Source organism: Nocardiopsis sp. CC223A, from assembly GCF_030766825.1.
GTDB lineage: Bacteria > Actinomycetota > Actinomycetes > Streptosporangiales > Streptosporangiaceae > Nocardiopsis.
Genome location: NZ_JASFDV010000085.1, coordinates 1 through 23,141, shown reverse-complemented (window position 1 = coordinate 23,141; position 23,141 = coordinate 1). Strand labels below are relative to the sequence as shown.

Sequence of the window (23,141 nt, the reverse complement as noted above, 5' to 3'; positions counted from 1 at the left end):
GTTCCATGGTGGAGAACTTGATCGATTCCGTGTTGGGTCTCTACGACAGGTAGGACCCGGTGAGGGAAAGCACGGTACCTTACAACCGATTCACGCCTTTCCTTCGCCCGTCTCCACCATTTGTTCTCGTGATCTGCTCAGTCGTCCCCGGAACAGGAAGGCATTGGCGGTCACCGACCCGGCGATGGCCGTGGGTACGGCCACCAACACGGCCTTGCCTGTCTGGGTCACGCGCTGTCTGTTGCAGAGGTCGCCGGTATGACTGCCGACCCGGTCGTATTGCAGGTCGTAGCCTTCGGTGGCGGAGAAGACGTTCCACACCGGGAAGCATTCGACCGGGTTGTCGGCGTCCGGGAAACGGACGGAGGGCAGGGTCAGTATCACCAGGAGGGTTACGACGCCGATGAGGCAGGCGAGTGCCCCGCACGCCGCGGTGAACCACAGCCGGAAATCCGGATGTCCGATAAGAGGTTCTCTTATGGAATTCGATGCTTGATCTTCGTTCATGAATATTTCCTTGCTCTATTTTTCGGGCTTGATGTCTGTGCGGGCCACTATTTCTTCGATGTCGCTTGGGCTATCAACCCGCAAGCGCTCGACTATGTCGTCATACCGGGCCTGATGTTGTCCGGTGTAGGTCTGGGTGAATTCGTATGCCGAGATGCTCGTGTCCTCCATTGGAATATCATTATTCTTCAGGGTGTCCTCCATGCGTGAATCCATGGTGGAGAGATCTCTGGAGTAGATCTCATGGGTACCGAGTGCGACTCGCTCTTCGCCTCCTTCGTCGATGATCATCAGATCATCGATGTCTTCCAGTGTGAGATCGGAATCCCCGGATTCGACAAGCTGGCTGATTAGGTACAGCGAGGCGCTGCGTCTCACCTCATTTTCAGATGTCCATCCTTGGTCATGGGGCTGCGCGTAATCCCCGATGTCCGCTTGGATATCCTCGTCAATGTTTGCTTTGATCTCGTTCTTTATGATCATTTCCAGGAGATCGGATCCGAGTGCGCCCATGGGGTGGAGGCTGGTCGGTGTCTTCGCGGTCCGAAGCAGCATCTCGCTGACCATCATGGCGGCTTCACGTTCCCGAGCTGCTTGCTCTTCGGCTGCTTGGTCGAGGTTCGCGGTTCGGTTCATGGCTTCATTCTGGATGGCTGTATCCAAAAGAGCCTGGAGTGTTCCGTTTTCTGTCCCTGCTGTGTGCGGGCTGTCCGGGTCGATATTCTCGAAACTGAGATTGTCCAGAATCTGTGCCTCGACCGAAGCGATCATTCGAACAGCGGATTCCTCGTCTCCGGCGATGTACTGCATGAATCTCGCTCGCGCGGCTTCGTCTATGTTCAAGTGGTCGGTTTCGCCTCCGATATACTCGTAGGCCTTTGGGTCTGTTTCTGCTCCGAAGTCATCGATATAAGTATGGAAAATTTCAAAGAATGCTTCAGCGACCTCTGGGTTGATCTCAGTGAATGAAACCTTTGGTTTGTCGATGTTGCTGGGTGATGTTTGCCCGTCTTGTTCCTCAAACTCGATGCCGATGAGCTCCATATAGGTGTCGTTGTCGGCGGTCATCGCCTCGATCAGGTTCGCCGTGGAATCACCGGCCAGTTGCTGTTGCCTCGGGTCGTCGCTGTTGGCGTACTCGGCGATCCAGTCCGTCAGTCCGCTCACGGCGGCGCCGTCGTCGTCCCAGTCGTGCGCGTAGAGGTCGGGCAGGAACTCCGCGAGGTCGATCGCCCCGTGGGCCGGGTGGGAGTACGGGTTGCCGTTGGTGGTCTCCCCGGTGAGGATCACCGCGTTGGCCTCAGGGTTGCGCGTGGACACGTTGAGGATGTCCTGGAAGACCTCGTCATGGCCGGGGGAGTTGTAGTACTCCAGGTCCAGCGCCTCTCCCACGGTGACCGTGAGGTGGGCGGAGAAGGCCGTGCCGCCGCGCATCGGCTGACCTTCCAGGCCCGGAGCGGCGTTGAGGGCGTCGGCCAGCAGCCCGAGCTGCCCGGCCCAGTTGTTGTTGAGCCGTCCTTCTTCGTTCCCGTAGGGCCCCCGTCCCTCGTACTGGGGTTCCCAGTAGTCGCTCGGGCCCTCCACGAGCATGCGGACGCTCTCCGGCAGACGGTCGTAGCCGCCTCCCAGGCCGCCGTCGGACAGGGTGAGGATGCCGCCGCCCAGCGCCCCCAGCAGTTCGTCGCGGTGGTCGTCGAGGTCCGGGTTGTCCTGGATCTGCCCCACCAGGCTCGTGAACGTGCCGTCCTCGGACTGCTCCTCCAGCTCCGCGTAGAAGTCCTCCAGGTAGTCGATCTGGTCCGGGCGGAGCGTGGAGGTCCCGTTGCGCTGGCCGTCGAGGGCCAGCGCGTTGAGCATCGCGAGCTGTGCCATGAGGTGCTCGTAGTGGGCGTCGGGCGCCTTCTCACCGGTCAGATAGGGGAGGAGTTCCCTGGCGTGTTCCTCGGCGTTGCCGACGGTGGCCGGATAGTAGACGTACTGGCGGGTCGCGTTGTAGGCGGCGAATCCCAGGAACCCCGCGTCGATGAGTTCGCGCAGACTGGCCACGGTGGGCCCCGCGGCCAGGTTGGCGGAGTTGTCCTCGGCCTGCTCCTCCAGGGTGGTCCAGTACCCGTCCGCCCGGCCGTTCAGGTCTTCCGCCTTGAGCCTGCGGGCCTCCACGATCGCGTAGTCGTCCGCGTCGGCGAAGCCGAAGTTGCTGCGCAGCGCGGCGTCCCACTCCTCCTGGAGTCCGGCGATGTTCTGCTGGTAGCGGTCGACCTCCGCGCTCCACTTGCCCAGGAGCCCCTGGACGTGGAAGCAGGCGGTGATCGCCTCCGACCAGGCCGTCTGGTTCTCCGAGGCCGTGGCGTGGATGTCCGCGGCGACCAGGTCGGTGAACTCCTTCGCGGAGTCGTTGAAAAGGGAGTCGAGGTCGCCCGTCTTCCCGGTGATCCGGGAGACGAGGTCCAGCGCGTCCGAGGCGATCTCGTCGAGCCGGCCCGGGTCGACGTCGCATTCCTGGGGGGAGAAGTACACGTGTGTTCCCTCGGTCGGAGGTGTCAGTAGAAGTTGATGGGGCGGCCCAGGGGCGAGCCCGCCTCGCTGAAACCGTCGCCGCTGTCGACATCGGTGTGGGAGGCCTCGGCCGCACCCGCCTGGACGTTCTCGGCCAGGGACAGGCCGTGCTCCTCCACCTTGGCGATCGCCTCGGCCTGCTCCTCGCCGTAGGCCTCCCAACCGGTGACCTCGGGTTCGTGGTCGCAGGCGGACTTGGCGGCATCGAGCACGGCCTTGAAGTCCTCTCCCAGGCCGATGAAGTCCGCGGCGTAGGACTCGGCGGTGTTCCCGCTCTGGTAGGCGTCGCGGGCGTTGACGCCGACCTCGTGTCCGGACATGAACTCCCTCTTTGTTTCCGCTGTGTTTCGTGTAGGAAAATTCTTGGAGAGAAAGGGTTGAGCGGGCTTTTCTCCAGCAAAAGGAAAATAGCGGACGGGTGTGATCGGGCGGTCACGGGGAGCGGGGGAGGAGGCGGACCGGGACCGTGCCCAGGAGGGAGAGCGGGTCGAGGTAGTCCGGGCCGCGGAGCAGGCCCCAGTGGAGGCAGGCGCGCTCCGGGCAGTGCCGGGGCGTGGCGGCGACGGTGCCGATGACCTGGCCGTTCGTCACCGGGTCGCCGCGGGCGAGGTCGGTCTCCACCGGGAGGTAGGTGGTGCGCAGGTCGCCGTGGGAGATCGACACCACCGGGGTGTTCGCGACCGTTCCGGCGAAGTGGACGTGTCCGGAACCGGCCGCGAGGACGTCCTGGCCGGGCTCGGCTGCCAGGTCCGCGCCGCGGTGGCCGGGCAGCCAGGGGCGTTCGGGCGGGTCGAAGGGCCGCAGCACCCGCGGGGGCGGGTCCAGCGGCCAGCGCCAGGTGGTGTCGGCGGCCGCAGGGGGAGAAAGGGGGAGGGAGAGCAGGAGGAGAAGGACGGAGAGGAGGAGCAGGAGGTTTCGCACCCTTCCAGGGTCGCCGCCGCGGCCCCGGAGGTCATGGCTTTTCCGGGACCTGTGGACAACCCCGGGCCCCGTCCCCCGCGCAGGTCCGGCCCGTTCCCCGCGGAGGATAGAATCATCTGTGGCCCACCGGGCCGAACACACTACGCACGTCCACCAGCCTCCCTCCGGAGGGGTCGTACCCACGGTCCACACCGCCTCGGCGGAGTGGCGGTACGGCCGGGGCGTCAGGAACAACCGAAGGCGGGGAGCCCTATCCCCGCCACCACTAGGAGGACCTGTCATGGCCACAGTCGTGACGACCCGCCAGCTCCTGGAGAGCGGCGTCCACTTCGGGCACCAGACCCGTCGCTGGAACCCGAAGATGAAGCGCTTCATCCTCACGGAGCGCAACGGCATCTACATCATCGACCTCCAGAAGTCGCTGGCGCACATCGACCGCGCTTACGAGTTCGTCAAGCAGACGGTCGCCCACGGCGGCACCGTCCTGTTCGTCGGCACCAAGAAGCAGGCGCAGGAGGCCATCGACGAGCAGGCCCGCCGCGTCGGCATGCCGTTCGTCAACCAGCGCTGGCTGGGCGGCATGCTCACCAACTTCTCCACCGTCCACAAGCGGCTGCAGCGCCTGAAGGAGCTGGAGGAGATCGACTTCGACGACGTCGCCGGCTCCTCGCTCACCAAGAAGGAGCTCCTCAACCTCCGCCGCGAGAAGGAGAAGCTGGAGCGCACCCTCGGCGGTATCCGCGACATGTCCCGCGTGCCCAGCGCCGTGTGGATCGTGGACACCAAGAAGGAGCACATCGCGATCAGCGAGGCCCGGAAGCTCAACATTCCGGTCGTCGCGATCCTCGACACCAACTGCGACCCGGACGAGGTCGACTACCCGATCCCGGGTAACGACGACGCCATCCGCAGTGTCAGCCTGCTGACCCGCGTGATCGCCGACGCCGTCGCCGACGGTCTGCTGACCCGCTCCGGCGCCGGTGAGCAGAAGGCCGCCGAGGAGCCGCTCGCCGAGTGGGAGCGCGAGATCCTCGAAGGCAAGGCCGAGACCGCCGACTCCGCCGACGTCCAGAAGGACCTCACCGAGGCTCCGGTCGAGACCCCCTCCGCCGAGGTCGAGGCCGCCATCGAGTCCGAGGCCCCCGCTGCCGAGGAGACCCCGGCCGCCGAGGTCGAGGCCGCCGTGGCCGAGTCCCCGGTCGCCGAGGCCGCCGCCGACGAGAAGCCGGCCTCCGAGTAACAGACGGTCCTCCGGGACCCACGACACCCCGGTGCCGCTCCGCCTCCGAGCGGGGCGGCCCGTGGGGTGTACGGACCGCTCACCCTCTGTACAGACTTCACTTCCAAGGGAATCCAACAGTCATGGCGAACTTCACCGCCGCGGACGTCAAGAAGCTGCGCGACATGACCGGCGCGGGCATGATGGACTGCAAGAAGGCCCTGACCGAGGCCGACGGCGACTTCGACAAGGCCGTCGAGGCTCTGCGCATCAAGGGCGCCAAGTCCGTCGACAAGCGCGCGGGCCGCACCGCCGCCCAGGGCACGGTCGTCCTCCGCCAGCAGGGCGAGGGCAAGGCCACCCTGATCGAGCTCAACTGCGAGACCGACTTCGTCGCCAAGAACGCCCAGTTCATCGAGCTGGCCGACCAGGTCGCCGACTTCGTCGCCGCCCAGGACAGCGACGACCTCGCCACCGTCGCCGCCGCCGAGATCGAGCCCGGGAAGACCCTCCAGGGCTACATCGAGGAGAAGAGCGCGATCATCGGCGAGAAGCTGGAGTTCCGCCGCTTCGCCAAGTTCGACGGCGCCTTCGTCTCCGCCTACCTGCACAAGTCCGACCCGGACCTGCCCCCGACCATGGGCGTCCTGGTCGAGCTGGACCAGGTGAACGAGGAGGTCGGCAAGGACCTCGCGCAGCAGATCGCCGCGATGGCCCCGCAGTACGTCTCCAAGGACGAGGTGCCGGCCGAGGTCGTCGAGAACGAGCGCCGCATCGCCGAGCAGACCACCCGCGAGGAGGGCAAGCCCGAGCAGGCGATCCCCAAGATCGTCGAGGGCCGCCTCAACGGCTTCTTCAAGGACGTGACGCTGCTCGGCCAGCCGTTCGTCAAGGAGAACAAGAAGACGGTCCAGCAGGTCGTCGACGCCGCCGGTGTGACGGTCAAGCGCTTCGCCCGCTTCAAGGTCGGCCAGGCCTAGGTTTTGACATGATGGAGGTGCCGGGGAGAACGCTCTCCCCGGCACCTTCGGTGGATATGGGCGGTTTCGGGGGGCATGACAGCCCACACCGCCCGCAGCAGGAGCACTCGGGGGACCCTGTGCCGCTCGGGGACGACAAGGGAGGCCACAGGCCGTGAACGCAGCGACGAACACCGAACCCGCCATGCACGACGCAGGTTGGAAGCGCGTGATGCTCAAGCTCTCCGGTGAGGCGTTCGCCGGCGGGGGCGGCCTGGGCATCGACCCGGAGGTCGTCCAGTACGTCGCCGAGTCCATCGCCGAGGCCGTGTCCGAGGGCATCCAGGTCGCGGTCGTGGTGGGCGGCGGCAACATGTTCCGCGGCGCCCAGCTCACCGAGGGCGGCATCGAACGCGGCCGCGCCGACTACATGGGCATGCTCGGCACCGTCATCAACTGCCTCGCCCTCCAGGACTTCCTGGAGCGCCTGGGCGTGGACACCCGCGTCCAGACCGCCATCCACATGAGCCAGGTCGCCGAGGCGTACATCCCCCGCCGCGCCGTGCGCCACCTGGAGAAGGGCCGTGTGGTCATCTTCGGCGCCGGACTGGGCGCCCCGTTCTTCTCCACCGACACGACCGCGGCCCAGCGCGCCCTGGAGATCGGCGCCCAGGCGGTCCTCAAGGGCACCCAGGTCGACGGGGTCTACGACTCCGACCCCCGGCGCAACCCGGACGCGGTCAAGTTCGACAAGCTCAACTACAACGAGGTCCTCACCCGCGGCCTCAAGGTCATGGACGCCACCGCCGTCAGCCTGTGCATGGACAACGGGCTGCCCATCGTCGTCTTCGACCTGATGAGCCAGGGCAACATCCTGCGCGCCGTCCGCGGTGAGAAGATCGGCACCATCGTCGGGCCGACCCCCGCCTGAGGCGGCCTCGGCGACACCCTCAAGCCACGCACACCACAGCCGAGAACCGGGAGCGCCCCATGATCGAAGAGACCCTCCTCGAAGCCGAGGAGAAGATGGAGAAGGCCGTCATCGTCGCGAAGGAGGACTTCGCGGCGATCCGCACCGGGCGTCCCACGCCGGCGACGTTCAACAAGATCACCGTGGACTACTACGGCGCGCCGACGCCGATCAACCAGCTCGCGTCCTTCTCGGTCCCCGAGCCGCGCATGGTGGTCATCTCACCGTTCGACGTCAACTCCCGGACCTCGATCATCAACGCCATCCGCAACAGCGACCTCGGCGTCAACCCGTCCGACGACGGCCAGGTCATCCGGGTCGTCTTCCCGGACCTGTCCGAGGAGCGCCGCAAGGAGTACGTGAAGGTCGCGCGCACCAAGGGCGAGGACGCCAAGATCTCGATCCGCAACGTCCGCCGCCGCGCCAAGGACGCCTTCGAGAAGGCCGTCAAGGCGGGCGAGGTCGGCGAGGACGAGGCCCACCGTGCGCAGGCGGAGCTGGACGAGCTGTCCCACAAGTACGTCGGTTCCGTCGACGAGCTCCTCAAGCACAAGGAATCGGAACTCCTTGAGGTCTAGCCGGTGACGACTCCTTCCAGCGGCTCCGGAGGCGATGACCACTCGCCGGAGCACAGACCCGACGACGCTCAGCAGGTCGGCCCCGGTGACGCCGGGGCCGACAAGGCCGCCGGTCAGCGCTTCGTGCTGCACAAGCCGGGGGGTGAACCGGTCAAGACCGGCCGCAACCTCCCGGTGGCCATCGCCAGCGGGTGCCTTCTGGGCGCGCTGGTCTTCTTCTCGGTCTTCCCCTGGCCCGCGCTGTTCACGATCATCACCTCCCTGGGGGTGCTGATCGGCATGCGCGAGCTCAACCGGGCGTTCGCCAGCAAGGGGATGGACGTCGCGGTGGCCCCCCTGGCCGTCGGCGGCGTCGCCATGCAGTCCGCCGCCTACTTCGGCGGCCCCGAGTGGCTGCTGGGGACCACCGCCCTGACCGCGATCGCCGCCCTGGTGTGGCGGTTGCGGGGCGGGGCGGACGGGTTCGTCGCCGACACCTCGGCGAGCATGTTCACCCTGGCCTACCTGCCGTTCCTGCTGGCAACGTGGATGCTGCTGATCGCCCACCCCGAGGACGGCCAGCAGCGCCTGGTGACGTTCATCGTGGTGACGATCTCCAGCGACATCGGCGGCTACTTCGCCGGGATCCTGCTGGGCCGGCACAAGATGGCGCCGGTGATCAGCCCGAACAAGACCTGGGAGGGCTTCGGCGGTTCCGTGCTCGGCTGTGCCCTGGCCGGTGCCCTGTGCGTGGTGCTGATGCTCGACGGCCCCTGGTGGGTCGGCGTGGTCCTGGGCCTGGCGGTGGTCCTGGCCGCGACGGTCGGCGACCTCATCGAGTCGCTGTTCAAGCGCGACCTGGGGATCAAGGACATGGGCCGGTTCATGCCGGGCCACGGCGGCCTGATGGACCGCTTGGACTCGCTGCTCATCGCGGGACCGGTGGTCTGGATCGTGCTCAGCCTGCTCCTGCCCTGACCCGGTGCGCACGTGGGGCGGGACCCGTGGGGTCCCGCCCCACGTGTTCGCCCGGACGGGCGCGGCCCGCGGCCCGGGGGATACGCTCGGGGCGTGGACAATCCGCTGATCGAACGAATGCGCGTGTACGGCGAGACGATCTTCGCCGAGATGACGAGACTGGCCACGGAGACCGGATCGGTCAACCTGGGCCAGGGCTTCCCCGACACCGACGGGCCCCGCTCCCTGCTGGAGGCCGCCTCCCGCAACATCCTGGCGGGCGTCAACCAGTACCCGCCCGGCCCGGGGCGCCCGGAACTGCGTCGGGCGGTCAGCCGCTACCGGTCCCGCCACTACGGGATCGACCTGGACCCGGACACCGAGGTGTACATCACGGTGGGGGCGACGGCGGGCATCGCCGCGGCCCTGCTGGCCCTGGTCGAGCACGGTGACGAGGTCATCGTGTTCGAGCCGATGTACGACTCCTACGCCGCGATGGTCACGCTGGCCGGCGGTGTCCGCCGCCCGGTCACCCTGCGCCCGGACCCGGCGACCGGCCGGTTCACCTTCGACCCGGACGAGCTGCGCGCCGCGGTGGGGCCCCGGACGCGGATGGTGCTGGTCAACAGCCCGCACAACCCGACCGGGACGGTGTTCACCGCGCAGGAGCTGGAGGAGATCGCGGCGGTGTGCCGCGAGCACGACCTCATCGCGTTCACCGACGAGGTGTACGAGTTCCTGGCCTTCGACGGCAGGCCGCACGTGCCGCTGGCGTCCCTGCCGGGGATGCGCGAGCGTACCGTGTCGGTGTCCTCGGTGGGCAAGATGTTCGCGGTCACCGGCTGGAAGACCGGCTGGGTCATGGGCCCCGAGCCGCTGGTGGCGGCGGTGCGCACGGTCAACCAGTTCCTGACGTTCAGCGCCAACGGGGCGCTCCAGCTCGCGATCGCCGACGCCATCGACAACGAGGGCGAGTGGATCGCCGCCCAGCGCTCCGCGCTCCAGGGCAAGCGGGACCGGCTGGCGGCGGGGCTGGCGGAGACCGGGTTCGACGTGGGCGTGTCCGAGGGCACCTACTTCGTGATGGCCGACATCCGGCCGCTGGGGTACACGAACGGGGTGGACCTCGCCCGCGCCCTGCCCCGGGAGGCCGGGGTGGCGGCGGTCCCGGCGCAGGTGTTCTACGACCGCGAGAAGGAGGGCGAGCACCTGCTGCGCTTCGCCTTCTGCAAGCGCGACGAGGTCCTGGACGAGGCGGTCGCCCGCCTCACCGCCTGGCACCACCGCGCATCCTGAACGGGCCTCCCCGGGCGCGTTCCGGACCGGTTCCGGGCGGGTCCCGCCCCCGGCGGAGCGCCGAACGGACACGGAAGGCCATGAAGTTCTCGTGACCCGTGGTGTCACCGGCGTGTCACCGGATGACGGCGCGATGACGGTGCCGCGCAGGGCGGCCCCGGTCCGAGACCGGACCGGGGCCGCCCTGCGCCCATCCGGCTCAGGGCCGGTGCTCGAACCAGACCGCGCCCAGCGGCGGCAGCGTCACCTCCGCCGAGAACGGCTGGCCGTGCCACTCCTGTGCCCGGGCCTGCACGTGCGCGGGCGCCGGGTACTCCGAGCCCCCGAACCGGGCCTCGTCGGTGTTGAGCACCGCCGCCCAGCGGCCCTCCCAGGGCAGGCCGATCCGCCAGTCCGGACGCGGCACCGGCGAGAAGTTCACCGCGCACACCAGCGCCGAGCCGTCCTCGCCCCGCCGCAGGTACGACAGCGTGTTGCCGTCGCGGTCGCCGCCGTCCAGCCACTGGAACCCGGCCGGGTCGGTGTCCAGCGACCACAGCGCCGGACGCGGCCGGTACAGGTCGTTGAGCGCCTTGACCAGGCGCTGCGTTCCCGCATGGTGGTCGTAGCGCAGCAGCCACCAGGGCACCCCGTCCAGGTGCGACCACTCGTCGCCCTGGGCGATCTCCCCGCCCATGAACAACAGCTGCTTGCCCGGGTGCGACCACATGAACGCCAGCAGCGCCCGCAGGTTCGCCGCCCGCTGCCACTCGTCGCCCGGCGGCTTGTTGAACAGCGACCGCTTGCCGTGCACCACCTCGTCGTGCGACAGCGGCAGCACGTAGTTCTCGCTGTAGGCGTACACCATCGAGAAGGTGATCTCGTCGTGGTGGTACCTGCGGTGGACCGGCTCCTTGGCGAGGTACTCCAGGGTGTCGTGCATCCACCCCATGTTCCACTTGAGCCCGAACCCGAGCCCGCCGTGGTCCACCGGCAGGGTCACCCCCGGGTAGGCGGTGGACTCCTCGGCGATCATCACCGCGTGCGGGTTGCGGCGGTACACGACCGTGTTGAGCTCCTTGAGGAAGTCGATCGCCTCCAGGTTCTCCCGGCCGCCGAAGACGTTGGGCTCCCACCCGCCGTCCTCGCGCGAGTAGTCCAGGTACAGCATGGACGCCACCGCGTCCACCCGCAGCCCGTCGATGTGGAACTCCTCCAGCCAGTACAGGGCGTTGGCCACGAGGAAGTTGCGCACCTCGGTGCGCCCGTAGTTGAAGATGAGCGTCCCCCAGTCGGGGTGCTCGCCCCGGCGCGGGTCGGGGTGCTCGTACAGCGCGGTGCCGTCGAACCGGGCCAGCGCCCAATCGTCCTTCGGGAAGTGCGCGGGCACCCAGTCCAGCAGGACCCCGATCCCGGCCCGGTGCAGCGAGTCCACCAGGTGCCGGAACCCGTCGGGCGAGCCGAACCGGGGCGTGGGCGCGAAGTACGACGTGACCTGGTAGCCCCAGGAGCCGTCGTAGGGGTGCCCGGCCACCGGCAGGAACTCCACATGGGTGAACCCCAGTTCGGTGACGTACTCGACGAGCTGCTCGGCCAGCTCGGTGTACGACAGCCCGGGCCGCCACGATCCCAGGTGCACCTCGTACACGCTCATCGGCGCCCGGTGCGGCTCCACGCCCTTGCGCTCGGCCATCCACTCCTGGTCGGTCCACACGTGGCCGGACGTCGTCACCACCGACGCGGTCTGCGGTGGTACCTGGGTGGCCCGCGCCATCGGGTCGGCCTTGTCCCGCCAGTGCCCGTCCGCGCCCAGCAGCTGGAACTTGTACAGCGCCCCGTCGCCCACCCCGGGCACGAACAGCTCCCACACGCCGGTGCCGCCCAGGCTGCGCATGGGGTGGCCGACGCCGTTCCACAGGTTGAAGTCGCCGATCAGGCGCACCCCGCGGGCGTTGGGCGCCCACACCGTGAAGGAGGTGCCGGACACCTCGCCCGCACCGGTCTCCAGGGTGCGGGTGTGGGCTCCCAGCGCCCGCCACAGCTCCTCGTGCCTGCCCTCGCCGATGAGGTGCAGGTCCAGGTCGCCCAGGACGGGCGCGAACGGGTAGGGGTCGGCGGCCGTGTGCTCGGCGCCGTCCTCGTAGCGGGCGATGACCCGGTAGCCGGCGGGGCCGCCCGGCCCCTTCCCGGGCACCTCGGCGGTGAACACGCCCCGGTGCAGGTGCTCGGCCCGCACCCGGTCGCCGTCGCGCAGCTCCAGGTGGACCTCGGTGGCGTGGGGCCGCAGTACCCGCACCACGGTGGTCCGCCCCTGGGCGTGCACGCCCAGGACGGAGTGCGGGTCGTGGTGGTGGCCGTCGACCACGCGGTCGATCGCGGCGAGCAGCTCCGGGTCGGACCCGGCGGCGGCGCGGGCCGGGGCCGTGCGCGCGGGCGCCCTCCCCGCCGGGGCGGCCTTGGCACGGCCCTTGGTGACGGGTGCCTTCTTCTTCGCCGCGCCCGCCCTGCTCTCGGTCTTCTTCGCGGAGGCGGCCTTGCCCGCGGTCTTCTGCACGGGTGCCGTCTTGCCCGCGGTCTTCTGCACGGGGGTGGCCTTGCCCGCGGTCTTCTTCGCGGGTGCGGCCTCGGGCTCGGTCTTCTTCGCGGAGGCGGCCTTGCTCCCGGTCTTCTTCGCGGTCTCCTCATCGGTGGTCGCGCGCGGACGCTGTTCGCTGCGTGGCGAGGACAATGCTGCTCCGTGGTGTTCGTGGACAGGGACGGTGGACAGGAAACGGGGAGGGGTGGGGGGAGCGGCGCGGCCCGCCCGGGGGTGGTCCGCCCCGGGCGGGCCGCCGTTCAGCGGGGCACCGGCGGGGCCGCGGCCGCCGAGGCGATGGACTCCAACGGCACCCGCAGCCAGTGCGGCCGGTTGCGGGCCTCGTACAGCACCTCGTACACGGCCTTGTCGAACTCGAAGGCCCGCAGCACGGTCAGGTGCTTGTCCGGGTCGGCGCCGCCGCCGTCGGCGTATCCGCGGCAGAACGCCTCGCGGTTGGCCCGTGCCCAGGACCGCGCCGACCACTCCAGCTCCTCGTCGCCGGGGTGGTCGACCAGCAGGTACCCGGCGGCGTAGTCGAAGGAGCGCAGCATCCCGGCCACGTCCCGCAGCGGGCTGGAGGGCCGCCGCCGTTCGGCGACGGAGACGGTGGGCTCGCCCTCGAAGTCGAGCAGCACCCACCCCCCGGACCGCGTGCGGATGACCTGCCCCAGGTGGTAGTCGCCGTGGATGCGCTGGATCGGCAGCGGCTCGTCCACCCGGGCGAACTCGGCGTAGGCCTCCATCACCCGGGGTGCGTGCTCGGCCAGCTCCGGCACCTCGGCGCTGGCCATGGCCAGCCGCTCCACCATGGCGTCGGCCAGCTCCGCCACGGCCGTCACCGACAGCACGTCCGTGGGCAGGGCCCTGGCCAGGCTGCGGTGCACCTCCGCCGTGGTGCGCCCGAGCAGGGCCGCGTCCTCGGTGAAGGAGGTCTCCGCCGCGCGGCCGGCGCCCCGGGTCAGCGCCTCGGCGTCGGCGGTGGCCAGCACCCATCCGTCCGAGGCCCCGGGGATGTAGTCCTGGAGCATCGCCAGAGTGGTGGTCTCGGCGAACCCGGGCAGGTCCGCCTCGATCCACCCGCACGGCCGGGCCACGTACGGCGAGCCGTACAGTGCCCGGTTGAGCTCCAGGTCCGGGTTGGGGCCGGGCCACACCCGCCGGAACGTCTTGAGGACGTAGTCCTCGCCGAACACCAGGGACGTGTTGGACTGCTCCCCGGTGAGCATCCGCCCCACGGCGCCGGTGCGGATGCGCTCACCGGGCAGGGTGCGGAACCGGATGCGCCCGGCCGCCGCGGGGGCGGCGAAGCGTTCCAGCAGCATGGCGGTCAGCTGGGTGTCGTTGGCCGCGTCGTAGATGACCCGGGACCTCCCGCCCGGGGACTGGTGGACGCCGATGGCGGCGCCCGCCAGGTCCGCGGGCAGGGAGCGCGACGGCCGGGAGCCGAGCAGTACCTGGTAGCGGGAGCTGAGGCCGCGCTGTCCGGCGCGGACGACGAGCAGGTTGAGGTCGGGGCCGTCGGGGCCGGCGGACACCAGGGTGTGCCGGCTTTCGACCCGGATCTGGCGGATGGGGATGCCCTTGCCGGAGAACCAGCGTTGCCGGGGCATCCAGACGGCCAGGAGCTCTTCGAGTTGGGACATGTCAGCTGGGCCTGTTCCCCTTCTCCTCGGAGGGCGGCATGGCGACCGTGGTGTGGTGGGCGCCACGGGTGCGGGAGGACCGTCCGCCCAGCGCGGCCCGGGCACTGAGCCCGGCCGCGGGCAGGCCGTAGGTCGGTGCGGTGTCCTCCTCGCCGACGACGGGGCCGGGGCCGACGTCCGCGGCGGGAGGCAGCTGGAACCAGTAGAAGCCGTGCCCGGGCAGGGTGAGCAGGTACGGCAGCTCACCGATCCGCGGGAAGCGCACCCCGCCCACGCACTCCACCGGGCTCACCCCGAGGTAGCGGGACAGGTCCAGCTCCACCGGCTGCGGGTGCTTGGACAGGTTGTTGACGCACAGCATGCGGTCGTCGCCGTGTTCGCGGATGAACGCGAACACGCTGGGGTTGCTGGCGTCGAGCTCGGTGAACGCGCCGGTGCCGAACACGGGGTGCCGCTTGCGGATCTGGATCATCTGCCGCGTCCAGTTGAGCAGCGAGCCGGGGTTGGCGCGCTGGGACTCGACGTTGATCGCCTGGTAGCCGTACACCGGGTCGAGGATGAGCGGCAGGTACAGGCGCCCGGGGTCGCCGGTGGAGAACCCGGCGTTGCGGTCGGAGCTCCACTGCATGGGCGTGCGCACGGCGTCGCGGTCGCCCAGCCAGATGTTGTCGCCCATGCCGATCTCGTCGCCGTAGTACAGCACCGGCGACCCGGGCAGGGACAGCAGCAGGGCGGTGAACAGCTCGATCTGGTTGCGGTCGTTGTCCAGCAGGGGCGCGAGCCGCCGCCGGATCCCCACGTTGGCGCGCATGCGGGGTTCCTTGGCGTACTCGGAGTACATGTAGTCGCGCTCCTCGTCGGTGACCATCTCCAGGGTCAGCTCGTCGTGGTTGCGCAGGAAGATCGCCCATTGGCAGCCGCTGGGGATCTCCGGGGTCTGGGCGAGGATCTCCGAGATCGGGTAACGCTGCTCCCGCCGTACCGCCATGAACATGCGCGGCATCAGCGGGAAGTGGAAGTTCATGTGGCACTCGTCGCCGCCGACCTCGTGGTCGCCGAAGTAGTCCACGACCTCGGAGGGCCACTGGTTGGCCTCGCTCAGCAGGACCCGGCCGGGGTAGAGCCGGTCCACCTCCGCGCGTACGCGCTTGAGGAACTCGTGCGTCTCCTTGAGGTTCTCGCAGTTGGTGCCCTCGCGCTCGTACAGGTAGGGCACCGCGTCCAGCCGGAAGCCGTCGATGCCCAGGTCCAGCCAGTAGCGCAGGACCTCCAGGATGGCCTCCTGGACGGCCGGGTTCTCGAAGTTGAGGTCGGGCTGGTGGGAGAAGAAGCGGTGCCAGTAGTACTGGCCGCGAACCTCGTCGTAGGTCCAGTTGGACGTCTCGGTGTCGACGAAGATGATCCGGGCGTCCTGGTAGCGGTCCTTGGTGTCGGACCACACGTAGAAGTCGCCGTAGGGACCGTCGGGGTCCTCGCGGGAGGCCTTGAACCAGGGGTGCTGGTCGCTGGTGTGGTTCATGACCAGGTCGGTGATGACGCGGATGCCGCGCCGGTGCGCCTCGTCCAGCAGCTCCACGAAGTCGGCGGTGGTGCCGAACTCGGGGAGGATCTTGAAGTAGTCCGAGATGTCGTAGCCGCCGTCGCGCAGGGGGGACTCGTACATCGGCAGCAGCCAGATGCAGTCGATGCCGAGCCACTGGAGGTAGTCCAGTTTCCGCACCAGGCCGGCGAGATCGCCGGTGCCGTCGCCGTTGGAGTCGTGGAAACCCCGGGCGAGTACTTCGTAGAAGACGGCGCTCTTGTACCAGTAGGGGTCACCGGTACCGCCGGAGGACATGAGCGGGCCGGTGGCGGCCCCGGTGGCCGGCGCGAGCGGACCGTGCGCGGGGTGTTCGGGGCGGCCCGGTCCGGACTCGTCGTTGCTCATCTACTGCTCCCCACCAATGAATGTTCGACATCGGATCAACGGCTGATCGGGGCATGGGAAGGGCGCCTGCGGACACCGTCCGCAGCGCCCTCCGGTCGCTCCGCGGGCCGTTATCTGCCGTTGACGGTGAACACGTGCGCGGGACCCCGCTCGGGGTCGAGCCGGACGTAGTTCGCCGCCCCCCAGGTGTAGGCGGCACCGGTCAGCTCGTCGGTCACCTTGAGTTCCTCCTCCCACGCACGGCCGATGGACGGCAGATCCAGGTGCACCGTCGCCTCGCGGGCGTGGTGCGGGTCGAGGTTGACGACCGCGATGACGAGGTCGTCGGGGTCGCCGGGGCGTTCGCCGGGGCTGTGCTTGGAGAAGCAGATGATCTCCGGCCGGTCCACCGGGTGGAACCGCAGGTTGCGCAGCTCGTGCAGGGCCGGGTGGGCCCGGCGCAGCCGGTTGAGCCGGGTGATGAGGCCGGAGATGCTCCGTCCCTCGGCCTCGGCCCCCGCCCAGTCGCGCGGCCGGTACTGGTACTTCTCCGAGTTCAGGTACTCCTCGCTGCCGGGCCGTACGGGGGTGTTCTCGCACAGCTCGTAACCGGAGTAGATGCCCCAGGTGGGCGAGAGCAGCGCGGCCAGGACCGCGCGGGCCTCGAAGGCGGGGCGCCCGCCCTCCTGGAGGTAGGCGTTGAGGATGTCCGGGGTGTTGGCGAAGAAGTTGGGCCGCAGGTAGTGGGCGGTCTCCCGGCTCAGCTCGGTGAGGTAGTCGGTGAGCTCGTCCTTGCCGTTGCGCCAGGTGAAGTAGGTGTACGACTGGTGGAACCCGACCTTGGCCAGGGTCCGCATCATGGCGGGGCGGGTGAACGCCTCGGCCAGGAACAGCACGTCCGGGTGCTTTTTCGCCACGTCGGCCAGCAGTTTCTCCCAGAACACCACCGGCTTGGTGTGCGGGTTGTCGACCCGGAAGATGCGCACCCCGTGGTCGATCCAGTGCTGGACGACGCGGCGGATCTCCCTGTACAGGCCGGGGAAGTCGTTGTCGAAGTTGATCGGGTAGATGTCCTGGTACTTCTTGGGCGGGTTCTCGGCGTAGGCGATGGACCCGTCGGCCCGGGTGGTGAACCACTCGGGGTGTTCGGTGACCCACGGGTGGTCCGGGGAGCATTGCAGGGCCAGGTCCAGGGCGATCTCCAGGCCGTGTCCGTGCGCCTCGGCGACGAAGGCGTCGAAGTCGGCGAGGGTGCCCAGGTCGGGGTGGACGGCGTCGTGGCCGCCGTCGGCCGAGCCGATGGCCCACACCGATCCGGGCTCGCCCGGACCGGCGGTGAGGGCGTTGTTCGCACCCTTGCGGTGGGCGTGCCCGACGGGGTGGATCGGCGGCAGGTACACGACGTCGAAGCCCATGTCGGCGATGGCCGGCAGCCGTTTGGCCGCGGTGGCGAAGGTGCCGGAGACCTCCTGGCCGGGGGCGGTGTCCACCTGGGCGCCCTCGGAGCGGGGGAAGAACTCGTACCAGGAGCCGAACAGGGCGCGTTGGCGGTGCACGACCACGCGGGTGCGCGGCGAGCGGGTGACGAGTTCGCGCAGGGGGTGCTCGTGCATGAGGGCGAGCACCTCGGGGGTGACCGCGGCCGCGTAGCGCTCGGCCGGGGCCAGCGAGGTGTCGCGCAGGGCGGCCGCCGCCCGGGTGAGCAGCGGTCGGCGCGGAACGCGGCGGGCGGCCCGGGCCAGCAGCCGTGCCCCCTCCTCCAGTACCAGGTCGGTGTCCTGGCCCAGGGGGAGCTTGACCTCGGCGGCGTGGTGCCAGGTGGCGAAGGGGTCGCTCCAGGCCTCGATGGCGAAGGACCACTTCCCCTCGGCGGGGAGCGAGATCTCCGCCTCGTGGCGGTCGGTTCCGGGCGCGCGTTCGCTCATGCGGACGAGGCGTTCCCGGCGGCCCTGGGGCGAATAGACGACCACACCCGCTGCGAGGGAATCGTGCCCTTCGCGGATGACCGTCGCGCCGATGGTGAAGCGTTCGCCGGGAACCGCTTTCACCGGGCCGAGATCGTTGTCCGGAGAGATGTCGAGGATGGGCAGGCGTCCGATCACTGGCTACACCGTAATTGTTGTGGTTCGGGCGTTTTCGGGAGGCGCTTTGGTCGCCGAAGGCGGAAATAACCCAGAGTTAATCCGAGGCAAGACGGAGTTAACGGAGTGCCCGGATCGGATTCTGTCCGGATTGCGGCTTCGGTGCCCTCCGCTCTCTATCGTCTGCCCTCTCGTGTGGTTTGGCGGAGTGTCCGGGCCGGATAATTTATGTGATCCTCATCACACTAGGCGCGGGGGCCTCCTGCTGGTATTTGCCTGGTTTCACCTGAGTAAACTGCGCAAACCGGGCAGAAGGCGACAGGTGTTTCGGGTGTCTCTCTGGTTGTTCTGCCATTCTCTGTGGTGAAAAGTCGGAAAACTCGTCGGTCATGTTGCAGGGGTGTGGTGGGTGGGTAGGGATGACCGAATGTCCGAAGGGAGGGTCCGGTCTTATTCCGGACATGCCCGCGTGTCGGAATGATCTTCGGTCGTCCGCTTGTTCGGGGTCCGGCCCATCGTTGCAACGCGCCGCGCCTGACGGCTTCGTTTCATCTCGATGTCGAGAAATTGAAATGCCCGTTTCGTTGATTCGTGCACCTGGCGTGAGCGATGTCCGGTCTGTGGGCTTTGCCATGGATTGATGAAGAGTTTCAGTGACACGCCCGATCCCGTGCCGGGCGGGGCGGCACGCCCCTGCGAGGCTGGTCGACGCAGCAGTGCCCCGTCCGCGCCGAGCGCGGGCGGGGGCCACATTGCGTTGGGGGGACGACGTGACGGAGCCGAACCGAAAGGGCCGGCCGAGGCCGGGACGCAGAACGGTCCTGGGGCTGGCGGGGACGGGTGTGCTGGCGGGGCTGCTGGCCGCGTCACTGGTCCTGCCCTGGGTGGGCGGGCTGGGACTGGTCGCCCGCGACGCCGCGTCCGGGTTCATGGCGCTGCCGGCCGACCTGGAGATCCGCCGCCTGGCCGAGCGGGTCCTCATCACCGACGTCGACCACGAGCCCATCGCGGAGGTGGCCCGGCGCGAACGCGATGTCGTCGACCTGGCGGACATCAGCCCCTGGGTCCCGGCCGCGCTGATGGCGATCGAGGACGAACGGTTCTACGAACACTCCGGGCTGGACCTGCGCGGACTGCTGCGCGCCGCCACGCGCACCGCCCAGGGCGACACCCAGGGCGGCTCGACCATCACCCAGCAGTACGTCAAGAACCTGCTCATCGAGCAGGCCACCGACGAGGAGGGGGTGCGGCGCGCCAGCGAGCGGACCCTGACCCGCAAACTCGTCGAGCTGCGCTACGCCATCGACGTCGAGGACCGTCTGGGCAAGGACGAGATCATGGAGGGGTACCTCAACCTCGCCTACTTCGGCGCCGGCGCCCACGGCATCGAGATCGCGGCCCGCCGCTACTTCTCGACCACCGCGGGCGAGCTGGACCCCGGCCAGGCGGCGACCCTCGTGGGCCTGGTGCGCGCCCCCTCCTACTACGACCCGCTGTCCAACCCCGAGGCCGCCGCCGAACGGCGCGACCTGGTGCTCGACCGCATGGTCGCCACCGGCCACCTGTCCGAGGAGGAGGCCGCCGGGTACCGCGGAGCCGATCTGGGGCTGGACCCCACCCCGCGCGGCGGCAGCTGCTACCACAGTGAGCAGCCGTTCTTCTGCGACTACGTGATGCGCTGGCTCCGCGAGTCCGAGGAACTGGCCGAGGACCCCGCGGAACGCGAGTTCCTGCTGGAGCGCGGCGGCATCACCGTGCGCACCACCCTGGACTCGGGGATGCAGGCGGCCGCGCAGGAGGCCATCGACGCCCGGGTACCGCCGGGGGAGACCACCAAGTTCGCCGCCCAGGTGCTGGTGGAGCCCGGTACCGGCAAGGTCCGGGCGATGGCCCAGAACATGCGGTACGGGTTCGACGAGGAGGAGGCCGGGACGACCTCCATCAACCTGGCCGTCGACCGCGCGGACGGGGGTTCGCACGGGTACCAGGCGGGCTCCACGTTCAAGGCGTTCACCCTGGCCGCGGCGCTGGACAGGGGGCTGAAGTACGGGACCAGCTTCGACTCGCCCAAGAGCGTCTCGGTGAGCGGGATGGCCAACTGCGAGGGCGGGACGATGTCCACGTGGAAGGTGAACAACGCGGGTGACAGCGATGCGGGATCGCACAACATGATCAGCGGGACCAAGGGGTCGGTGAACACCTACTTCGCCCAGCTCCAGCGGCGGGTGGGGCTGTGCGAGACCTCCAGGATGGCCGAGCGGGCCGGTATCCACCGCGCCGACGGCGAGCCGCTGGGCGTGTGGAGCTCCTTCACCCTGGGCGACCAGGAGGTCTCCCCGCTCACCGTCGCCAACGCCTACGCCACCTTCGCCGCGCGGGGCGAGTACTGCGAGCCCCGTCCGGTGTCCTCGGTGACCGTCGGCCGGGAGGGCGACGAGGACCACCGCGAGATCCGGATGCGCTCGCACTGCGACGAGGAGGCGGTGCCGACCCACGTGGCCGACGGCGTCAACCACCTGCTCCAGCAGACCTTCAAGGGCGGTACCGCCAACGGTCTGGGCATCGGCCGCCCGGCCGCGGGCAAGACCGGCACCACCGACAGCGCGGCGTACGCCTGGTTCGCCGGGTACACGCCCGGCCTGGCCTCGGCCGTGGTGGTCGGCGACATCCGGGGCGGGGAGCAGAACCCGCTCCAGGGGGTGTGGATCGGCGGCCGGTACTACGGGATCGTCTACGGCGGCACGCTGCCGGGGCCGATCTGGCAGGCCACGATGTCCCGTGCCACGGCCGACCTGCCCGCGGAGTCGTTCGCCCCGTCGCCGCCCCGCTTCGGCGACCCGTCGGCGACCCCGCCCAAGAAGAAGGACGGGGACGAGGACGAGGACGCCTGACCGGCGGGGGCCCACACGGCGAGGTCCGTGCACGGTGGGGGCTTGCGCCGGGCGAGGGGCACGCCGGGCGAGGGTCCGCGCACGGCGAAGGAGGGGCCGTCGGTCGGGGGCGAGGCGCCTGACCGGCGGGCCCACACGGCGAAGGAGGGACCGTTGGCCGGGGGCGGGTACGCCCGACCGGCGGGGCCGCACGGCGGGGTCCGTGCACGGTGGGGGCTTGCACCGGGCGAGGTGGCACTCAGGGCGAGGGGGCCGCGCACGGTGGAGGAAGGACCGTCGGCCGGGGCGGGGATGCCCGACCGGCGGGGGCCGCACGGTGGGGGCCTGTGCAGGGCGAGGGGCACGTAGGGCGAGGGGCCCGTGCACGGTGAAGGACGGCCCGCGGCCGGGGCGGAGCGGGGCCCGAGGAGGCGCGGTCGGGGGCCGGACCCGGTTCGGGGGCGGCCCCGCGGCGTTCCGGGTGGTGAGACGTTACGGTACAGGGCTGGTCTTTTCCGTCATATGGCGCATAATGGGGGCGAACCGACAGGGGAGCGCGTGAGCGCTGAGAGTGCGGACAGACCGCAGACCCTTACACACCTGATCCGGGTAATGCCGGCGAAGGAAGTCGTGGGAACCGCCACCGGTGGCGCGTCTCGCGCGCCGGAGGTCCGCTTCCGGCGCCGCCGTGCCCCGGTGCCGCTCTTGGCCGTATCCGCCCCTCGTCACACCGACGAAGGGACACATCACATGGGCACCGACACCACCTCCGGTGGCACCTGGGCCGACATCAGGTCGCGGGCCCGCGGCTGGCGTACCGTCGACATCGTCGTCGCCGCCGTGCTGGGCGTCGCCATCGGCGTCGTCTTCTGGGCCTGGGGCCACCTCTGGACCCTCACCGCGCCGCTGTTCATCGGGTTCCCGCCCGCGCAGGCCGCCATCTACGGCATGTGGCTGATCTCCGGCGTCCTGGGCGGGCTCATCATCCGCAGGCCCGGTGCCGCCCTGCTGACCTCGATCGCCGCCGCCTCGGTGTCGGCGGTCCTGGGCACCCAGTGGGGGATCATGGTCCTCCTCGACGGCACCCTCCAGGGCATCCTGCCCGAGCTGGTCTTCCTGGCCTTCGGCTACCGCCGCTGGGGCATGGGCGTCGCCGTCCTGGCGGCCGCCGTCGCCGGGATCTCCCCGGCGATCCGCGACAACCTCGCCTACAACGTCACCTGGCCGCTGCACTACCAGGTGACCTACGGGGTCATCGTCGTGATCAGCGCCGCGGTCATCGCCGGGGTCGGGGCGCGCCTGCTCACCACCGCCCTGGCCCGTTCCGGCGCGCTGGCCCCCTTCGCCTCGGCCAAGGGCTGACCGTGGCCGAACGAGGACGCCCGGGCGCGCGCGTCGAACTCTCCGGCTGGGGATGGCGGCACGCGGGCCGGGACGCGCACACCCTGCGCGGCGTCGACCTGACCGTCGAGCCCGGTGAACGGGTGCTGCTGCTGGGCGCCTCCGGCACCGGCAAGTCCACTCTGCTGCACGCCCTCGCCGGGCTCACCGGGGACGACGGCGCGATCGGCGGGGAGGAGGAGGGCCTGCTCCTGGTGGACGGGGAGCAGGCCCGCCGCGGCCGGGCCGGGGCCGCGCTGGTCGCCCAGGACCCCGAGTCGCAGATCGTCATGGCCCGGGCCGGGGACGACGTCGCCTTCGGCCCGGAGAACCTGGGCGTGCCGCCGGAGGAGATCCGCGACCGGGTGCGCGGGGCGCTGGAGGCCGTCGGGTTCCCCTACGGCCCGCGCCACCCCACCGGCGCGCTGTCGGGCGGCGAGAAGCAGCGCCTGGTCATCGCGGGGGCGATGGCGATGCGCCCGCGCCTGCTGCTGCTCGACGAGCCCACCGCCAACCTCGACCCGGCCGGGGCCGACCTGGTGCGCGGCGTGCTGGCCCGCCTGCTGGAGCGGACCTCCGCGACGATGGTGCTGGTGGAGCACCGGGTCGCCGAGGTCGTGGACCTGGTGGACCGGGTGGTCGTGCTGGCGGCCGGCGGCGGCGTTACCGCCGACGGCCCGCCGCACGCGGTGTTCGCCGCCCACGGCGCCGCGCTGGCCGCACAGGGCGTGTGGGTGCCCGGACACGAGCCCGACCCCTCCC

At 69.8% G+C, this 23,141-nt stretch carries 17 protein-coding genes and 1 riboswitch; of the genes, 9 read left to right on the top strand and 8 right to left on the bottom strand.

Features of this window, described 5'->3' with window-relative positions; all coding sequences use genetic code 11:
- Positions 1–90: 90 nt before the first annotated feature.
- From QJS33_RS25815 to QJS33_RS25800, 4 genes are all read right to left on the bottom strand, one after another.
- Positions 91–507 (bottom strand): hypothetical protein, encoded by a 417-nt coding sequence (locus QJS33_RS25815; RefSeq protein WP_306370671.1) that lies wholly within the window; start codon positions 505–507, stop codon positions 91–93.
- Positions 508–522: 15 nt separating this feature from the next.
- Complete coding sequence (locus QJS33_RS25810; protein WP_306370670.1) at positions 523–3,024, bottom strand: hypothetical protein; 2,502 nt, start codon at positions 3,022–3,024, stop codon at positions 523–525.
- Between the two features lie 23 nt (positions 3,025–3,047).
- A complete protein-coding gene (locus QJS33_RS25805; protein WP_306370669.1) occupies positions 3,048–3,383 on the bottom strand; it encodes a hypothetical protein in 336 nt (111 codons plus the stop codon).
- Positions 3,384–3,495: 112 nt separating this feature from the next.
- The gene (locus QJS33_RS25800) at positions 3,496–3,984 is read right to left on the bottom strand and encodes a M23 family metallopeptidase (RefSeq protein ID WP_306370668.1); all 489 of its coding nucleotides are present in this window, start codon (positions 3,982–3,984) and stop codon (positions 3,496–3,498) included.
- Between the two features lie 280 nt (positions 3,985–4,264).
- On the opposite strand from QJS33_RS25800, the gene rpsB reads away from it, so the two are divergent.
- From rpsB to QJS33_RS25770, 6 genes are all read left to right on the top strand, one after another.
- Complete coding sequence (rpsB, locus tag QJS33_RS25795; protein WP_306370667.1) at positions 4,265–5,224, top strand: 30S ribosomal protein S2; 960 nt, start codon at positions 4,265–4,267, stop codon at positions 5,222–5,224.
- 122 nt (positions 5,225–5,346) lie between these two features.
- Positions 5,347–6,183 (top strand): translation elongation factor Ts, encoded by an 837-nt coding sequence (tsf, locus tag QJS33_RS25790; RefSeq protein ID WP_306370666.1) that lies wholly within the window; start codon positions 5,347–5,349, stop codon positions 6,181–6,183.
- Positions 6,184–6,367: 184 nt separating this feature from the next.
- Positions 6,368–7,093 (top strand): UMP kinase, encoded by a 726-nt coding sequence (gene pyrH / locus QJS33_RS25785; RefSeq protein ID WP_306370680.1) that lies wholly within the window; start codon positions 6,368–6,370, stop codon positions 7,091–7,093.
- A gap of 59 nt (positions 7,094–7,152) precedes the next feature.
- Complete coding sequence (gene frr / locus QJS33_RS25780; RefSeq protein ID WP_306370665.1) at positions 7,153–7,710, top strand: ribosome recycling factor; 558 nt, start codon at positions 7,153–7,155, stop codon at positions 7,708–7,710.
- Positions 7,711–7,713: 3 nt separating this feature from the next.
- Positions 7,714–8,667 carry a phosphatidate cytidylyltransferase gene (locus QJS33_RS25775; protein ID WP_306370664.1) on the top strand — a complete coding sequence of 318 codons (954 nt, stop codon included), beginning with the start codon at positions 7,714–7,716 and terminating at the stop codon, positions 8,665–8,667.
- 93 nt (positions 8,668–8,760) lie between these two features.
- Positions 8,761–9,942, top strand: coding sequence for a pyridoxal phosphate-dependent aminotransferase (locus tag QJS33_RS25770; protein WP_306370663.1), 1,182 nt, complete (start codon positions 8,761–8,763; stop codon positions 9,940–9,942).
- Positions 9,943–10,141: 199 nt separating this feature from the next.
- Here the strand turns inward: QJS33_RS25770 and glgB are convergent, their stop codons facing one another.
- The 4 genes from glgB to QJS33_RS25750 form a co-directional block, all read right to left on the bottom strand.
- Positions 10,142–12,307: a 1,4-alpha-glucan branching protein GlgB gene (gene glgB, locus QJS33_RS25765; protein WP_306370679.1), complete on the bottom strand. Its 2,166-nt coding sequence runs from the start codon at positions 12,305–12,307 to the stop codon at positions 10,142–10,144.
- 449 nt (positions 12,308–12,756) lie between these two features.
- Complete coding sequence (locus QJS33_RS25760; RefSeq protein WP_306370662.1) at positions 12,757–14,142, bottom strand: phosphotransferase; 1,386 nt, start codon at positions 14,140–14,142, stop codon at positions 12,757–12,759.
- Between the two features lies 1 nt (position 14,143).
- Positions 14,144–16,069 (bottom strand): maltose alpha-D-glucosyltransferase, encoded by a 1,926-nt coding sequence (treS, locus tag QJS33_RS25755; protein ID WP_306370661.1) that lies wholly within the window; start codon positions 16,067–16,069, stop codon positions 14,144–14,146.
- 110 nt (positions 16,070–16,179) lie between these two features.
- Entirely contained in the window at positions 16,180–18,150 is a 1,971-nt protein-coding gene (locus tag QJS33_RS25750) for an alpha-1,4-glucan--maltose-1-phosphate maltosyltransferase (RefSeq protein WP_306370660.1), read from the bottom strand.
- Between the two features lie 749 nt (positions 18,151–18,899).
- Between QJS33_RS25750 and QJS33_RS25745 the strand changes: the two genes are divergently transcribed.
- The 3 genes from QJS33_RS25745 to QJS33_RS25735 form a co-directional block, all read left to right on the top strand.
- On the top strand, positions 18,900–21,020 hold the full coding sequence (locus tag QJS33_RS25745; protein WP_306370659.1) for a transglycosylase domain-containing protein: 2,121 nt from the start codon (positions 18,900–18,902) through the stop codon (positions 21,018–21,020).
- Positions 21,021–21,537: 517 nt separating this feature from the next.
- A riboswitch (TPP riboswitch) is annotated at positions 21,538–21,643 on the top strand.
- Positions 21,644–21,749: 106 nt separating this feature from the next.
- Positions 21,750–22,361: an ECF transporter S component gene (locus tag QJS33_RS25740; protein ID WP_306370658.1), complete on the top strand. Its 612-nt coding sequence runs from the start codon at positions 21,750–21,752 to the stop codon at positions 22,359–22,361.
- Positions 22,362–22,363: 2 nt separating this feature from the next.
- On the top strand, positions 22,364–23,141 hold a 778-nt coding region (locus tag QJS33_RS25735), incomplete at its 3' end, for an ABC transporter ATP-binding protein (RefSeq protein WP_306370657.1).

Excerpts from the sequence above, each read along its gene's own strand:
- QJS33_RS25815 (WP_306370671.1), bottom strand. The coding sequence starts at position 507 with ATGAACGAAGATCAAGCATCGAATTCCATAAGAGAACCTCTTATCGGA.
- treS (WP_306370661.1), bottom strand. The coding sequence starts at position 16,069 with ATGAGCAACGACGAGTCCGGACCGGGCCGCCCCGAACACCCCGCGCAC.
- tsf (WP_306370666.1), top strand. The coding sequence starts at position 5,347 with ATGGCGAACTTCACCGCCGCGGACGTCAAGAAGCTGCGCGACATGACC.
- rpsB (WP_306370667.1), top strand. The coding sequence starts at position 4,265 with ATGGCCACAGTCGTGACGACCCGCCAGCTCCTGGAGAGCGGCGTCCAC.
- QJS33_RS25805 (WP_306370669.1), bottom strand. The coding sequence starts at position 3,383 with ATGTCCGGACACGAGGTCGGCGTCAACGCCCGCGACGCCTACCAGAGC.
- pyrH (WP_306370680.1), top strand. The coding sequence starts at position 6,368 with ATGCACGACGCAGGTTGGAAGCGCGTGATGCTCAAGCTCTCCGGTGAG.
- QJS33_RS25740 (WP_306370658.1), top strand. The coding sequence starts at position 21,750 with ATGGGCACCGACACCACCTCCGGTGGCACCTGGGCCGACATCAGGTCG.
- QJS33_RS25760 (WP_306370662.1), bottom strand. The coding sequence starts at position 14,142 with ATGTCCCAACTCGAAGAGCTCCTGGCCGTCTGGATGCCCCGGCAACGC.
- frr (WP_306370665.1), top strand. The coding sequence starts at position 7,153 with ATGATCGAAGAGACCCTCCTCGAAGCCGAGGAGAAGATGGAGAAGGCC.